This window comes from Pseudomonas lactucae, from assembly GCF_036688725.1.
Taxonomy (GTDB): domain Bacteria; phylum Pseudomonadota; class Gammaproteobacteria; order Pseudomonadales; family Pseudomonadaceae; genus Aquipseudomonas; species Aquipseudomonas lactucae.
The window spans coordinates 32583-47130 of record NZ_JAQQPT010000018.1 but is presented as its reverse complement, the minus strand read 5'-3'; the positions used below and the strand labels follow the sequence as shown (position 1 = coordinate 47130).

Sequence of the window (14548 nt, the reverse complement as noted above, 5' to 3'; positions counted from 1 at the left end):
ATCATACATGAAAAAATCCACCGGTCCGTTGCCAACTGACCGACGTATTACGCGTAACGGCTTGAAAATAGTCTGCTGGTGCGACTTATTCGTTGCGCATCAACGGGTAAAGCTCTTTGAGCAATTTGCGCCGGCTGATCACCAGTTGCCAACGATGACCGCCCAACTGCCGCCACAACCGCGCCGAACGAATACCCGCCAACAGCAGGGCGCGGATTTTCGAGGCGTTGTTCGGTTGCTGCAGGTTGCGCATGTCGCCGTGCACCTGGATCCGCTGGCGCAAGGTGCTCAGGGTGTCCTGGTACAGCGCGCCACAGGCGGCGATCACGTTTTCGTGGGCTGCACCGAAGTGTTCAACCTGGGACTGGATTTGCGGCAGGCGCTTGCCGATGGTTTCCAGCATGTCTTCGCGCTTGGCCAGTTGACGCTCGAGGCCGAGCATCGACAGGGCGTAGCGCAAAGGTTCGCGCTGCAAGGTGCTCGGGTCGCGCTCCAGCGCGCCGATCAGCGCACGGTAGCCTTCACGCAGCGCCAGGTCGTCGCCGCCGTAGACTTCCAGGGTGTCCTTGGGGTCGCGGATCAACAGGCTGCCGAGCATGCAGGTCAGGCCCGCTTCGGTGACCTGGCCGGTCTTGGCGATCTTGTCCACCAGCACGGCGGCCAGAAATACACCGCCAAGCGCCGTCAATTGCTCCTGGGTCGGGCTCATGCCAGGTTGCTCCAGGGCTCTGCCACTTCAATCACGCCGCCGCCCAGGCAGATCTCGCCGTCATAGAACACCACGGACTGACCGGGAGTGACGGCGCGTTGCGGGTCGTCAAAGGTCGCACGGTAGCCGCTGGCGGTTTTTTCCAGCGTGCACGGCTGGTCGCTCTGGCGATAGCGCACTTTGGCGGTCAGGCGGCGCGGCACGCTCAGGTCGATCGGGTTGACCCAGTAGATTTCCGACGCGAGCAGGGCGCCGGAGAACAGCAACGGATGTTCATTGCCTTGGCCGACGATCAGTACGTTGTTTTCCAAGTCCTTGACCAGCACGTACCACGGCTCTTCGCCTGCGTCTTTCAGGCCGCCGATGCCCAGGCCCTGGCGCTGGCCGATGGTGTGGTACATCAGGCCGTGGTGACGGCCGATCACTTCACCTTCGGTGGTCTTGATCTCGCCCGGTTGTGCCGGCAGGTACTGCTTGAGGAAGTCGCTGAAGCGACGCTCGCCGATAAAGCAGATCCCGGTGGAGTCCTTTTTCTTGGCGGTAGCCAGGCCGTGTTGCTCGGCGATCCTGCGCACTTCGGGCTTTTCCAGCTCGCCGACCGGGAACAAGGTCTTGGCGATCTGTTCGCCACCAACGGCGTGCAGGAAATAGCTCTGGTCCTTGTTCGGGTCCAGGCCCTTGAGCAGCTCGGTGCGGCCGTCGATGTCACGGCGGCGCACGTAGTGGCCAGTGGCGATCAAGTCGGCGCCGAGCATCATGGCGTAGTCGAGAAACGCCTTGAACTTGATCTCGCGGTTACACAGGATGTCCGGGTTCGGCGTGCGGCCGGCCTTGTATTCGGCCAGGAAGTGCTCGAACACGTTGTCCCAGTACTCGGCGGCGAAATTGGCGGTGTGCAGCTTGATACCGATCTTGTCGCACACGGCCTGGGCGTCCGCCAGGTCGTCCATGGCGGTGCAATATTCTGTTCCATCGTCTTCTTCCCAGTTCTTCATGAACAGGCCTTCCACCTCATAACCCTGCTCCATGAGCAGAACGGCGGAAACGGAAGAATCCACGCCGCCGGACATGCCGACGATGACGCGCTTCTTTTGTGTGTCAGAAGGGGCTGGATCACGCATAGGGTTTCAACGGGTGTCTTGAAAAAGGACGCGATTCTAACAGGCTCACGCCCGCAAGGCTAAAGAGAAGGGCGGATCAATTCGAGGCTGTGACGCTGGCCGGCCAGATAATCATCGATACAGCGGATGATCAGCTCGCTGCGCCAGTCGTCGCGCACGGCCATCAGCTCGTCACGGCTCAGCCAGCGGGCGCGCAGGATGCCTTCGTCGAGTTGATAGTCCGGGTGGTGTTTCACGGCTTTTGCAATGAAGCATACGCGCTGGTAGGTCACGCCGTTGCTGGGGGCGGTGTACAGGTAGATGCCGACGATGCCCGTGGGCTCCACGTCCCAGCCGGTTTCTTCGAGGGTTTCGCGCACGGCGGCCTCGGTCAGGGTTTCATGCGGATCGAGGTGGCCGGCGGGCTGATTGAGCACGGCGCGGCCGCCCTTGAGTTCTTCGACCATCAGGAACTTGCCGTTGTCTTCGACGAGGGTGGCGACGGTGATGTGGGGTTGCCAGGTCATGGAGTACCTCTTGATTCAGGGGGGGGGGGCTACACCCCTCCCACATTTGAATTCGGTTTCGTCAATTGAGCGCTGGAAACAGAAACCCCGGCACAGGGCCGGGGCTTCGTTGCATCCTTACAACCTTACTTCAACTTGGCAATCGCCGCGTTGAGGGTGTTGCTTGGGCGCATCGCCTTGCTGGTCAGCTCAGGGTTCGGCGCGTAGTAGCCGCCGATGTCCACTGGCTTGCCCTGTACGGCGTTGAGCTCGGCAACGATGGTTGCTTCGTTCGCGGCCAGGGTTTTTGCCAGTTCGCCGAACTGCGCTTGCAGGGCAGTGTCTTCGGTCTGGGCGGCCAGGGCCTGGGCCCAGTACAGCGCCAGGTAGAAGTGGCTGCCGCGGTTGTCGATGTTGCCGACTTTGCGCGATGGCGACTTGTTGTTGTCCAGGAACTGGCCGGTGGCCTGGTCCAGGGTCTTGGACAGTACCAGCGCTTTCGGGTTGTTGTACGTCACACCCAAATGCTCAAGGGAGGCGGCCAGGGCCAGGAACTCGCCCAGGGAATCCCAGCGCAGGAAGTTCTCTTCCAGCAGTTGCTGTACGTGCTTGGGGGCCGAACCGCCGGCGCCAGTTTCGAACAGGCCACCGCCGTTCATCAGCGGCACGATCGACAGCATCTTGGCGCTGGTGCCCAGTTCCATGATCGGGAACAGGTCGGTCAGATAGTCGCGCAGTACGTTGCCGGTCACCGAGATGGTGTCCAGGCCCTTGCGGGTGCGCTCCAGGGTGAACTTCATCGCGTCGACCGGCGACATGATGCGGATGTCCAGGCCTTCGGTGTTGTGGTCTTTGAGGTAAGCCTGAACTTTCTCAACCACGACGCCATCATGCGCGCGCTGTGGGTCCAGCCAGAAAATGGCCGGGGTGCCGCTGGCGCGGGCACGGTTGACGGCCAGCTTGACCCAGTCCTGGATCGGTGCGTCCTTGGTCTGGCACATGCGGAAGATGTCGCCGGCTTCGACGCTCTGTTCCATCAGCAGGTTGCCCTTGCTGTCGGTGACGCGGACCACGCCGTCAGCCTTGATCTGGAAGGTCTTGTCGTGGGAACCGTACTCTTCGGCTTTTTTCGCCATCAGGCCAACGTTCGGCACGCTGCCCATGGTGGTCGGATCGAACGCACCATTGGCCTTGCAGTCTTCGATGACGGCTTGGTAAATGGTTGCGTAGCAGCGATCCGGGATCACGGCCTTGGTGTCGTGCAGCTGGCCGTCGGTGCCCCACATCTTGCCGGAGTCACGGATCATGGCCGGCATCGAGGCGTCGACGATCACATCGCTCGGCACGTGCAGGTTGGTGATGCCTTTGTCGGAGTTGACCATCGCCAGGGAAGGGCGAGCGGCATAGACCGCCTGGATGTCAGCTTCGATCTGCGCTTGCTGGTCGGCCGGCAGCGCTTTGATGCGCGCGTACAGGTCGCCGATGCCGTTGTTCAGGTTGAAGCCGATCTGCTCCAGCACGGCAGCGTGCTTGGTCAGGGCGTCTTTATAGAACTCGGCAACGATCTGGCCGAACATGATTGGGTCGGAGACCTTCATCATGGTGGCTTTGAGGTGAACCGACAGCAATACGCCTTGTTTCTTGGCGTCTTCGATTTCAGCGGCGATGAACGAACGCAGGGCGTTTTTGCTCAGTACGGCGCTGTCGAGGATTTCGCCTGCTTGAGCGGTGGTCTTTTCTTTCAGGACAGTGGTGGTGCCATCCTTGCCGACCAGCTCAATTTTGACAGCATCGGCCGCTTCGATCTGTACGGCTTTTTCGCTGCCGTAGAAGTCGCCGTTGCTCATGTGGGCAACGTGGGACTTGGAGTCGGCAGCCCAGGCGCCCATTTTGTGGGGGTGCTTGCGTGCATAGTTCTTGACCGACAGCGGTGCGCGGCGGTCGGAGTTGCCTTCGCGCAGAACCGGGTTCACGGCGCTGCCCTTGACCTTGTCGTAACGTGCACGGGTTTCTTTTTCCGCGTCGGTGGTTACGGTTTCCGGGTAGTCCGGCAGGGCATAGCCCTGGGCCTGTAGTTCTTTGATCGCAGCTTGCAGCTGCGGGGTCGAGGCGCTGATGTTAGGCAGCTTGATGATGTTGGCTTCAGGCGTAACGGCCAGGGCGCCCAGTTCGGCGAGGTGGTCCGGTACGGCCTTGGTGCCCAGTTGCTCGGGGAAGCTTGCGAGGATGCGCCCGGCGAGGGAAATGTCGCGGGTTTCCACAGCAATATCAGCGGAAGCGGTGAAGGCCTCTACGATAGGCAGCAGTGAATAGGTGGCGAGGGCTGGGGCTTCGTCGGTGAAGGTGTAGATGATCTTCGAGCGGGTGGGCATATTCGGATTAACTCTCTTCTTTGCTGAAAGCGTGCGCAGAAACTCGAGATGCGCCGGGTGGAGCGCGTTCGTTCAAAGTCATCCATGAGCGAAAGGTCGAGGTTTCTTCGCGGTGATGTTGGGTTGCATCAGTCGAGCGTCAAGCGGGTGGACTATTGTAGTAGTCCTGCTTTTGGCGGAAGGCCTCGCTCTTTATTTCCAGAAGCTGGAGCGGTCCGCCATCGTGACTCTTTGGTCAGCGGCGGCATTATACATAGGTCGCTATGCTTACGCCGAGCCTTCATACAAAAGGTGTGTCGTCCATTGGTCTAAAGGTCGCAGGTACCGGGTTACGCCTAAAGTCGCACGATGTGCTCAAGATTGGCGCTTTTCCCTTTGCTTTCAGGCTTGTAGGCGACAATTTATGCTGTTTTCGATGCAAATGAGCGTGGCGTGAGGTTTAAGTCGCCATTTATCTGGAGTAGGCTCGAACGCAGCCAGATGTTCAATCCATAGATGGAGTTCAGCATGGGATACAAGAAGATTCAGGTTCCGGCAGTCGGCGACAAAATCACCGTCAATGCGGACCATTCTCTCAATGTTCCTGACCAACCGATCATTCCTTATATCGAAGGTGACGGTATTGGCGTCGACATCAGCCCGGTGATGATCAAGGTGGTCGACGCAGCTGTTGAAAAGGCCTACGGCGGCAAGCGCAAGATCTCGTGGATGGAGGTGTATGCGGGCGAAAAGGCCACCCAGGTCTACGATCAGGACACCTGGCTGCCCCAGGAAACCCTGGATGCGGTCAAGGATTACGTGGTGTCCATCAAGGGCCCGTTGACCACGCCGGTGGGTGGCGGTATCCGTTCGTTGAACGTGGCCCTGCGTCAGCAACTCGACCTGTATGTGTGCCTGCGCCCGGTGCGCTGGTTCGAGGGCGTGCCCAGCCCGGTCAAGAAGCCTGGCGACGTGGACATGACCATCTTCCGCGAAAACTCCGAAGATATTTACGCCGGGATCGAGTGGAAAGCCGGCTCGCCGGAGGCCACGAAGGTGATCAAGTTTCTCAAGGAAGAAATGGGCGTCACCAAGATCCGTTTCGACCAGGATTGCGGGATTGGCATCAAGCCGGTATCGCTTGAAGGCACCAAGCGCCTGGCGCGCAAGGCCCTGCAATATGTGGTGGATAACGACCGCGACTCGCTGACCATTGTGCACAAAGGCAACATCATGAAGTTCACTGAAGGTGCCTTCAAAGAGTGGGCCTACGAAGTGGCGGCCGAGGAGTTCGGCGCGACCCTGCTCGATGGCGGGCCGTGGATGCAGTTCAAGAACCCCAAGACCGGCAAGAATGTAGTGGTCAAGGACGCGATTGCCGACGCCATGCTCCAGCAGATCCTGTTGCGTCCGGCCGAATATGATGTGATTGCGACTCTCAACCTCAATGGCGACTACCTGTCCGACGCGCTGGCGGCGGAGGTGGGCGGTATCGGTATCGCGCCAGGGGCCAACCTGTCCGATACCGTGGCGATGTTCGAAGCCACCCACGGTACTGCGCCCAAGTATGCGGGCAAGGATCAGGTCAACCCGGGGTCGTTGATCCTGTCGGCGGAAATGATGCTGCGCCACATGGGTTGGACCGAGGCGGCCGACCTGATCATCAAAGGCACCAATGGCGCTATTTCGGCCAAGACCGTGACCTACGACTTCGAGCGGTTGATGGACGGCGCCAAGCTGGTGTCGTCGTCGGGTTTTGGTGATGCGCTGATTTCGCATATGTAAGGCTCAAGCAATAAAAAACGGCCGCCCCACATGATTGGGGTGGCCGTTTTTTTGCTAGTTAAACGCTCTACGGTAGGTCAGGCCGTTTGTTTCTTTTCATTATGAGCGTTGGCTGCGTTTTGTTCCGTTGGTTCGGCTTTCACTGCATCGATATTCACTGCGTGCAGCCCTTTCGGTCCTTGAATGATTTCAAAGCTCACAACTTGACCAGCTTTCAGCGTTTTGTAGCCATCCATGATGATGGCCGAGTAATGCGCAAAAAGATCCTCAGTCTTTCCATCCTCATTCACAAAGCCATATCCTTTGGCATTGTTGAACCACTTGACCTTGCCACTGATCTTGACGCCAGACATAAACCATTTCCTTCTGCACCAGACTCCATCACTGGAGTATCATCCAGTTTATCCGTCCTAACCCGAATAAATAAGGTTGACTGCGCGGACCTTTTTTACCCACTGTGGGTTCTATTGTTTGTAACACCGTTTTGCCGATAGTCAAGGCGACCAGTCAGTCAGTGTTGAAATTCTGACAGCTCGCCCCCACCACTGTATTTGAACCACTGACGAACCTTTCTTTCCATGCATGCATTCAGCCAGATTCGACTAACATTCAATCAGGATCGACCGGATCACGAACACGATGACGACGGTTCTGCAGGCATTGCTGTCAAAGAGGCCAAGCCTGCTTTACAGGCGCCGCCGATGTACAAGGTGGTTTTGTTCAATGATGACTACACACCGATGGATTTCGTCGTCGAAGTGCTCGAGGTGTTTTTCAACCTGAACCGAGAGTTGGCGACCAAGGTAATGCTGGCCGTTCACACAGAAGGACGGGCAGTATGTGGAGTGTTTACCCGTGACATCGCCGAGACAAAGGCCATGCAGGTCAACCAGTACGCCAGGGAAAGCCAGCATCCGCTACTCTGTGAAATCGAGAAGGACGGTTAACGCCGACCACTTGGGTATGAGGTGAAGCTATGTTAAACCGCGAGCTCGAAGTCACCCTCAATCTTGCCTTCAAGGAGGCTCGTTCGAAGCGTCATGAATTCATGACCGTCGAACACCTGCTGCTGGCACTTTTGGACAATGAAGCTGCCGCCACCGTGTTGCGTGCGTGCGGCGCCAACCTCGATAAACTCAAGCATGATCTGCAGGAGTTCATCGACTCCACCACGCCACTGATTCCCGTGCATGACGAGGATCGCGAAACCCAGCCAACCCTGGGGTTCCAGCGGGTGTTGCAGCGTGCCGTGTTCCACGTACAGAGCTCCGGTAAGCGTGAAGTCACAGGCGCCAATGTGCTTGTGGCGATTTTCAGCGAGCAGGAAAGCCAGGCCGTGTTTCTGCTCAAGCAGCAGAGCGTTGCCCGTATCGATGTCGTCAACTACATTGCCCACGGTATCTCCAAGGTGCCCGGGCACGGCGATCATTCCGAAGGTGAGCAGGATATGCAGGATGACGAGGGCGGTGAGTCTTCTTCTTCAAGCAATCCGCTGGACGCCTACGCCAGCAATCTCAATGAGCTGGCGCGCCAGGGGCGGATTGATCCGCTGGTGGGGCGTGAGCTGGAGGTTGAGCGTGTCGCGCAGATCCTGGCGCGTCGTCGCAAGAACAACCCATTGCTGGTGGGCGAGGCGGGCGTGGGTAAAACCGCGATTGCCGAAGGCCTGGCCAAGCGCATCGTCGACAACCAGGTGCCGGACTTGCTGGCCAGCAGTGTCGTCTACTCGCTTGATCTGGGCGCGTTGCTCGCCGGGACCAAGTACCGTGGCGACTTCGAGAAGCGCTTCAAGGCGCTGCTCGGCGAATTGAAAAAACGCCCGCAGGCGATCCTGTTTATCGATGAAATCCACACGATCATTGGCGCCGGTGCGGCATCCGGTGGGGTGATGGACGCTTCCAACCTGCTCAAGCCATTGCTGTCGTCGGGCGACATCCGTTGCATCGGCTCGACTACGTTTCAGGAATTTCGCGGCATCTTCGAAAAAGACCGTGCCCTGGCGCGTCGCTTCCAGAAGGTCGATGTGTCCGAACCGTCCGTTGAAGACACTATCGGCATTCTGCGCGGGCTCAAGGGGCGCTTTGAAGCGCACCATGGCATCGAGTATACCGATGAGGCCCTGCGTGCCGCCGCAGAGCTGGCGTCGCGCTACATCAATGATCGTCATATGCCTGACAAGGCCATCGACGTGATTGACGAGGCGGGTGCCTATCAGCGCCTGCAGCCGGTCGAGAAGCGTGTGAAACGCATCGATGTGCAGCAGGTCGAGGACATCGTGGCGAAGATCGCGCGGATTCCGCCTAAACACGTCAACAGCTCCGACAAGGAACTGCTGCGTAACCTGGAGCGTGACCTGAAGCTGACCGTGTTCGGCCAGGATGCGGCCATCGATGCGCTGTCCACCGCGATCAAGTTGTCGCGCGCGGGCCTCAAGTCGCCGGACAAGCCCGTCGGTTCGTTCCTGTTCGCCGGCCCGACCGGCGTCGGCAAGACCGAGGCCGCGCGGCAGTTGGCCAAGGCCATGGGGATCGAGCTGGTACGCTTCGACATGTCCGAGTACATGGAGCGCCACACTGTGTCGCGCCTGATCGGTGCGCCTCCGGGCTATGTCGGTTTCGACCAGGGCGGTCTGTTGACCGAAGCGATCACCAAGCAACCGCATTGCGTATTGCTGCTCGATGAAATCGAGAAGGCTCACCCGGAAGTCTTCAATCTGCTGTTGCAGGTGATGGATCACGGGACCCTGACCGACAACAACGGGCGCAAGGCGGACTTCCGCAACGTGATCGTGATCATGACCACCAACGCCGGTGCCGAAACCGCCGCGCGGGCTTCGATCGGCTTTGCGCATCAGGATCACTCTTCCGATGCGATGGAAGTGATCAAGAAGAGCTTCACGCCGGAGTTCCGCAACCGTCTGGACACCATTATCCAGTTTGGTCGCCTCAGTCATGAGGTCATCAAGAGCGTGGTGGACAAGTTCCTTACCGAGCTTCAGGCGCAGTTGGAAGACAAGCGCGTGCAGCTGGACGTAACCGACGCGGCGCGCAACTGGCTGGCAGAGGGTGGTTACGACGCGGCAATGGGCGCTCGTCCGATGGCGCGTCTGATCCAGGACAAGATCAAGCGGCCGCTGGCCGAAGAGATCCTGTTTGGCGAACTGTCCGACCATGGTGGCGTGGTGCATATCGATCTGAAGGACGGCGAGCTGACCTTCGAGTTCGAAACCACGGCTGAAATGGCCTGATAGCTAACCGCAACAAAGCAAAAGGCGCCGAGAGGCGCCTTTTTGCTGCCTTGGAATACGGTCATCAAAACAATCACATATCAATGTGGGAAGGGTGTTGCATACATAAATGGCGCACACAAAAACGCCCGGCATAACCGGGCGTCTTGTATTGACTTGCTTAGCGAGCGCGGTAAGTGATGCGCCCTTTGCTCAAGTCATAGGGCGTCAGCTCGACGCGCACTTTGTCACCGGTAAGAATACGAATGTAGTTCTTGCGCATCTTGCCGGAGATATGCGCGGTTACGACGTGCCCATTTTCCAACTCCACACGAAACATGGTGTTGGGCAGGGTGTCGACGACAGTGCCTTCCATTTCGAAGCTGTCTTCTTTCGACATGCAGTAAAGCCCTCGGTATCCAGTGAATGGCCCGGTGCAACTGCGCCAGGCAAAAGCGGCGTGCATTGTGCCCGAAAAAGGGTGTTTAAGCCAAGGGGTTCTAGTTAAGCACGACCCATCTTTGATTAATCAGCAGTTCAATCGGCCGATATTGGGTCTTGTAGCTCATCTTTTTGCAGTTTTTTATCCAGTAGCCGAGGTACACGGCCTCCAGTTCCTGGCGCAGTGCTTCGCCGATTTGCCAGAGGATCGCGAAACGTCCCAGGCTGCGGCGTTCTTCGTCGGGGTCATAGAAGGTGTAGACGGCCGATAGGCCATTGGGCAGTAAATCGGTCACGGCGACGGCCAGCAGGCGGCCGTCCGCACGAAACTCATAAAAGCGCGAAAAGGGCAGGTCGCGCACCAGGAAGGTGGAGAATTGGTCGCGGCTGGGCGGGAACATATCGCCGTCGGCGTGGCGTTGCTCGATGTAGCGCTGGTAAAGGTCGAAATATTCTTCGGTAAACCGCGGCTTGCTCGCAGTGACCGTCAGGTCGGCGTTGCGTTTAAAGATGCGCTTCTGGTTGCGGTCCGGCAGAAACTGCGCCACGGGGATGCGGGCTGGCACGCAGGCATTGCAGTTCTGGCAATGGGGCCGGTACAGATGATCGCCGCTGCGCCGAAAGCCCATTTCCGAAAGGTCGGCATACACATGCACGTCCATCGGCTGGCTGGGATCGAGGAACAGCGTGGTGGCCTGCTCATCGGGCAGATAGCTGCAAGAGTGGGCTTGAGTGGCATAAAACTTCAAGCGCGCCAGCTCGGTCATGATCAACCCTCGGGATAAGCTTTGAAATAAGTGTAAGCCAGGTACGCGCAAGTCGCTTAAGAAACCCACGGTCCAGCGGTGGGCTGATCCAAATGCTCTTGCAGCAAGCCTGCGAATTCGCTGCGGGGAATGGCGCGGGCGCCCAGGCTGTGCAGGTGGTCGTTGGGCATCTGGCAGTCGATCAGGACAAAACCCCAGGCCTTCAATTGGCCGACCAGCGTGGCAAAGCCGAATTTCGACGCGTTGTCGGCGCGGCTGAACATCGATTCGCCAAAGAACAATCGACCCATTGCCAGGCCATACAAGCCGCCCACCAGCCTGTCGTCGTCCCATACCTCTACCGAATGGGCGTAGCCGCGCTTGTGCAGCTCCAGGTAGGCGTTCTGGATGCCTTCGGTGATCCAGGTGCCGTCGGCGTAGGCGCGGGGCGCGGCGCAGGCTTGGATGACGGCGGCGAAATCCTGATCGAACGTGACCCTGTAACGCTGTTGGCGCAACAGTTTGCCCAAGCTGCGTGACACGTGCAATTCGTCGGGAAAGATCACTGTGCGCGGGTCGGGCGACCACCAGAGGATCGGCTGGCCCTGCGAGAACCATGGAAAACAGCCGTGGCGATAGGCTTGCACCAGTCGCTCGGCCGACAGGTCGCCGCCGGCGGCGAGCAGCCCGTTGGGTTCGCGCATGGCTTTGGCCAGCGGCGGGAAGGTCAATGAATCGCGTTGCAACCAGGTCAGCATCGGCATCCAGGCTTGTGGGAAGGGGAGGGGAGTGGCAGGGATGACACCTGCGTTCAAGCTGTGATTATTGTCGACGCGGCGCTCTGGGGCCAGCCCGAACAGGGCGTTAACGTCGCTGGGCATTTCTGCAACTCTAGGCTGGGGGTGTGGTCGTAATCGGGTCTGCCCCATGCAGGCCATTTGCCAAGCTGCTCTGGATTGGTAAAAACCACGCATAAGCCTTTGTCAGCAAAGACAATGCATGCTCAAATTGAACATGTTGTGACACTTGGGTTTAGCCGGCTGCGCGGTGACAGGCAGGGGCGTGGCATCGCAGACACAAACCCGTACAATGCGGCCTGTGTGGCGTTATCGCCATTTCATCGTTCAAGCGCTGAGTGTTAAAAGTAGATTCAACGCCGTTCGTTCATTTTTCAGCTGCTCGGATTGGGCAGTGTGTGCAGTCATTCAATAGATGGACGCGCCAAAGGCGCAGGAAAAGACCCGTTTTGAAGAAATCCACCGCAACACCCAAAGCAGCAGTTGTGCCGGCCTGGCGTCAGCACCTGCATTATCGACTCAAGGAAGGCGCGCTGATCGCCATCGGCGCACTGTGCCTGTTCCTGATGATGGCATTGTTGACGTACGGCAAGGACGATCCAGGCTGGAGCCACAACAGCAAGATCGATGACGTGCAGAACTTCGGAGGGCCTGTAGGCTCCTACAGCGCCGATATCCTGTTCATGGTGCTGGGTTACTTCGCCTATATCTTCCCGTTGTTGCTGGCGATCAAGACCTGGCAGATTTTCCGCCAGCGTCACGAGCCGTGGCAGTGGAGCGGCTGGCTGTTTTCCTGGCGCCTGATCGGTCTGGTGTTCCTGGTGCTGTCCGGTGCGGCGCTGGCCCATATTCATTTCCATGCACCCACCGGTCTGCCGGCGGGTGCGGGCGGGGCGCTGGGTGAAAGCCTTGGCGACCTGGCGCGCAAGACCCTGAATATCCAGGGCAGCACCCTGATGTTCATCGCACTGTTCCTGTTCGGCCTTACGGTATTCACCGACTTGTCGTGGTTCAAGGTGATGGACGTGACCGGCAAGATCACCCTCGACCTGCTGGAGTTGTTCCAGGGCGCGGCCAACCGTTGGTGGGCGGCCCGTGTCGAGCGCAAGCGCATGGTCGCCCAATTGCGCGAGGTCGATACCCGCGTCAACGAGGTCGTGGCTCCGAGCACGCCGGATCGCCGTGAGCAGGCCAAGGTCAAGGAGCGCCTGATCGAACGCGAGCAGGCCCTGAGCAAGCACATGTCGGACCGCGAGAAGCAGCTGCCGCCGGTGATCGCGCCCGCGCCACCCAAAGCGCCCGAGCCGAGCCATCGCGTGCAGAAAGAGAAACAGGCGCCGCTGTTCATCGACAGCGCGGTCGAAGGCACCTTGCCGCCGATCTCGATTCTTGACCCGGCCGAAAAGAAACAACTCAACTATTCGCCGGAATCCCTGGCTGCCGTCGGCCATCTGCTGGAAATCAAGCTCAAGGAATTCGGCGTCGAAGTGTCGGTGGACTCGATCCACCCCGGCCCGGTGATTACCCGCTACGAAATCCAGCCGGCTGCCGGTGTGAAAGTCAGCCGCATTTCCAACCTCGCCAAGGACTTGGCCCGCTCCCTGGCCGTGACCAGCGTGCGTGTGGTGGAAGTGATCCCCGGCAAGACTACCGTGGGTATAGAGATTCCCAACGAAGACCGCCAGATCGTGCGCTTCTCGGAGGTGCTGTCGACGCCGGAATACGACAACTTCAAATCGCCGGTCACCCTGGCTCTGGGCCACGACATCGGCGGCAAGCCGGTCATCACCGACCTGGCGAAGATGCCCCATCTGCTGGTGGCCGGTACCACCGGTTCGGGTAAGTCGGTGGGCGTGAACGCGATGATTCTGTCGATCCTGTTCAAGTCCGGCCCGGAAGACGCCAAGCTGATCATGATTGACCCGAAGATGCTCGAACTGTCGATCTACGAAGGCATTCCGCACCTGCTGTGCCCGGTGGTCACCGACATGAAGGACGCCGCCAACGCCCTGCGCTGGAGCGTCGCCGAGATGGAGCGCCGCTACAAGCTGATGGCGAAGATGGGCGTGCGAAACCTCTCGGGCTTCAATGCCAAGGTCAAGGAAGCCCAGGACGCCGGCACGCCGCTGACCGATCCTTTGTACAAGCGCGAAAGCATCCACGACGAAGCGCCGCTGCTGAGCAAGCTGCCGACCATCGTAGTGGTGGTCGACGAATTCGCCGACATGATGATGATCGTCGGCAAGAAGGTTGAAGAGCTGATCGCGCGTATCGCCCAGAAGGCACGTGCGGCCGGTATCCACTTGATCCTGGCGACCCAGCGTCCGTCGGTGGATGTGATCACCGGCCTGATCAAGGCGAACATCCCGACACGCATGGCGTTCCAGGTATCGAGCAAGATCGACTCGCGGACCATCATCGACCAGGGTGGAGCCGAACAGTTGCTGGGCCATGGCGACATGCTCTACATGCCGCCCGGCACCAGCCTGCCGATTCGTGTTCACGGCGCCTTTGTTTCCGACGATGAAGTCCACCGCGTGGTGGAAGCCTGGAAACTGCGCGGCGCGCCGGAATACAACGACGATATCCTCGCAGGCGTAGAAGAGGCCGGCAGTGGTTTTGACGGCGGTAGCAGCGGTGGCGACGATGACGCCGAGACCGACGCGCTGTACGACGAAGCCGTGGCCTTTGTGCTGGAAAGCCGCCGCGCCTCGATTTCTGCGGTGCAGCGCAAGCTCAAGATCGGTTACAACCGCGCGGCCCGTATGATCGAAGCCATGGAAATGGCCGGCGTCGTCACTGCAATGAATACCAACGGCTCGCGTGAAATCATTGCCCCCGGGCAGATGCGCGACTGATCCCGTGCCGCGTGGCAGCACGCGGCGCG

At 59.2% G+C, this 14548-nt stretch carries 12 protein-coding genes; 4 read left to right on the top strand and 8 right to left on the bottom strand.

Going from position 1 to position 14548, the window contains the following annotated elements; all coding sequences use genetic code 11:
- Positions 1-85: 85 nt before the first annotated feature.
- The 4 genes from hflD to V6M90_RS20505 form a co-directional block, all read right to left on the bottom strand.
- Positions 86-709, bottom strand: a complete 624-nt coding sequence (gene hflD, locus V6M90_RS20520; protein WP_003174711.1) for a high frequency lysogenization protein HflD — start codon at positions 707-709, stop codon at positions 86-88.
- Positions 706-1830, bottom strand: coding sequence for a tRNA 2-thiouridine(34) synthase MnmA (mnmA, locus tag V6M90_RS20515; RefSeq protein WP_332847060.1), 1125 nt, complete (start codon positions 1828-1830; stop codon positions 706-708). The genes hflD and mnmA overlap by 4 nt, the downstream gene beginning before the upstream one ends.
- Positions 1831-1889: 59 nt before the next feature.
- Positions 1890-2336 carry an NUDIX hydrolase gene (locus tag V6M90_RS20510; protein ID WP_003174709.1) on the bottom strand — a complete coding sequence of 149 codons (447 nt, stop codon included), beginning with the start codon at positions 2334-2336 and terminating at the stop codon, positions 1890-1892.
- Positions 2337-2461: 125 nt separating this feature from the next.
- Positions 2462-4687, bottom strand: coding sequence for an NADP-dependent isocitrate dehydrogenase (locus V6M90_RS20505; RefSeq protein WP_003174708.1), 2226 nt, complete (start codon positions 4685-4687; stop codon positions 2462-2464).
- 507 nt (positions 4688-5194) lie between these two features.
- On the opposite strand from V6M90_RS20505, the gene icd reads away from it, so the two are divergent.
- On the top strand, positions 5195-6451 hold the full coding sequence (gene icd / locus V6M90_RS20500; protein ID WP_027606337.1) for an NADP-dependent isocitrate dehydrogenase: 1257 nt from the start codon (positions 5195-5197) through the stop codon (positions 6449-6451).
- Between the two features lie 77 nt (positions 6452-6528).
- Here icd and cspD read toward each other — a convergent pair whose 3' ends face one another.
- Positions 6529-6804: a cold shock domain-containing protein CspD gene (gene cspD / locus V6M90_RS20495; RefSeq protein WP_141064406.1), complete on the bottom strand. Its 276-nt coding sequence runs from the start codon at positions 6802-6804 to the stop codon at positions 6529-6531.
- Positions 6805-7029: 225 nt separating this feature from the next.
- Between cspD and clpS the strand changes: the two genes are divergently transcribed.
- The gene (clpS, locus tag V6M90_RS20490; protein ID WP_003174705.1) at positions 7030-7398 is read left to right on the top strand and encodes an ATP-dependent Clp protease adapter ClpS; all 369 of its coding nucleotides are present in this window, start codon (positions 7030-7032) and stop codon (positions 7396-7398) included.
- A gap of 29 nt (positions 7399-7427) precedes the next feature.
- The gene (gene clpA / locus V6M90_RS20485; protein ID WP_078733691.1) at positions 7428-9698 is read left to right on the top strand and encodes an ATP-dependent Clp protease ATP-binding subunit ClpA; all 2271 of its coding nucleotides are present in this window, start codon (positions 7428-7430) and stop codon (positions 9696-9698) included.
- 160 nt (positions 9699-9858) lie between these two features.
- On the opposite strand, the gene infA is transcribed toward clpA, so the two are convergent.
- From infA to aat, 3 genes are all read right to left on the bottom strand, one after another.
- A complete protein-coding gene (infA, locus tag V6M90_RS20480; RefSeq protein ID WP_002553999.1) occupies positions 9859-10077 on the bottom strand; it encodes a translation initiation factor IF-1 in 219 nt (72 codons plus the stop codon).
- 100 nt (positions 10078-10177) lie between these two features.
- Positions 10178-10885: an arginyltransferase gene (locus V6M90_RS20475; protein ID WP_003174703.1), complete on the bottom strand. Its 708-nt coding sequence runs from the start codon at positions 10883-10885 to the stop codon at positions 10178-10180.
- 56 nt (positions 10886-10941) lie between these two features.
- Positions 10942-11622 (bottom strand): leucyl/phenylalanyl-tRNA--protein transferase, encoded by a 681-nt coding sequence (gene aat, locus V6M90_RS20470; protein ID WP_042945846.1) that lies wholly within the window; start codon positions 11620-11622, stop codon positions 10942-10944.
- Positions 11623-12110: 488 nt separating this feature from the next.
- Here aat and ftsK point away from each other — a divergent pair, with 488 nt between their 5' ends.
- A complete protein-coding gene (gene ftsK / locus V6M90_RS20465; RefSeq protein ID WP_078825196.1) occupies positions 12111-14519 on the top strand; it encodes a DNA translocase FtsK in 2409 nt (802 codons plus the stop codon).
- Positions 14520-14548: the final 29 nt, after the last annotated feature.

What these genes read in the sequence shown, in the direction of transcription:
- hflD (WP_003174711.1), bottom strand. Translation starts at nt 709, where the DNA reads ATGAGCCCGACCCAGGAGCAATTGACGGCGCTTGGCGGTGTATTTCTG.
- mnmA (WP_332847060.1), bottom strand. Translation starts at nt 1,830, where the DNA reads ATGCGTGATCCAGCCCCTTCTGACACACAAAAGAAGCGCGTCATCGTC.
- V6M90_RS20510 (WP_003174709.1), bottom strand. Translation starts at nt 2,336, where the DNA reads ATGACCTGGCAACCCCACATCACCGTCGCCACCCTCGTCGAAGACAAC.
- V6M90_RS20505 (WP_003174708.1), bottom strand. Translation starts at nt 4,687, where the DNA reads ATGCCCACCCGCTCGAAGATCATCTACACCTTCACCGACGAAGCCCCA.
- icd (WP_027606337.1), top strand. Translation starts at nt 5,195, where the DNA reads ATGGGATACAAGAAGATTCAGGTTCCGGCAGTCGGCGACAAAATCACC.
- cspD (WP_141064406.1), bottom strand. Translation starts at nt 6,804, where the DNA reads ATGTCTGGCGTCAAGATCAGTGGCAAGGTCAAGTGGTTCAACAATGCC.
- clpS (WP_003174705.1), top strand. Translation starts at nt 7,030, where the DNA reads ATGCATGCATTCAGCCAGATTCGACTAACATTCAATCAGGATCGACCG.
- clpA (WP_078733691.1), top strand. Translation starts at nt 7,428, where the DNA reads ATGTTAAACCGCGAGCTCGAAGTCACCCTCAATCTTGCCTTCAAGGAG.
- infA (WP_002553999.1), bottom strand. Translation starts at nt 10,077, where the DNA reads ATGTCGAAAGAAGACAGCTTCGAAATGGAAGGCACTGTCGTCGACACC.
- V6M90_RS20475 (WP_003174703.1), bottom strand. Translation starts at nt 10,885, where the DNA reads ATGACCGAGCTGGCGCGCTTGAAGTTTTATGCCACTCAAGCCCACTCT.
- aat (WP_042945846.1), bottom strand. Translation starts at nt 11,622, where the DNA reads ATGCTGACCTGGTTGCAACGCGATTCATTGACCTTCCCGCCGCTGGCC.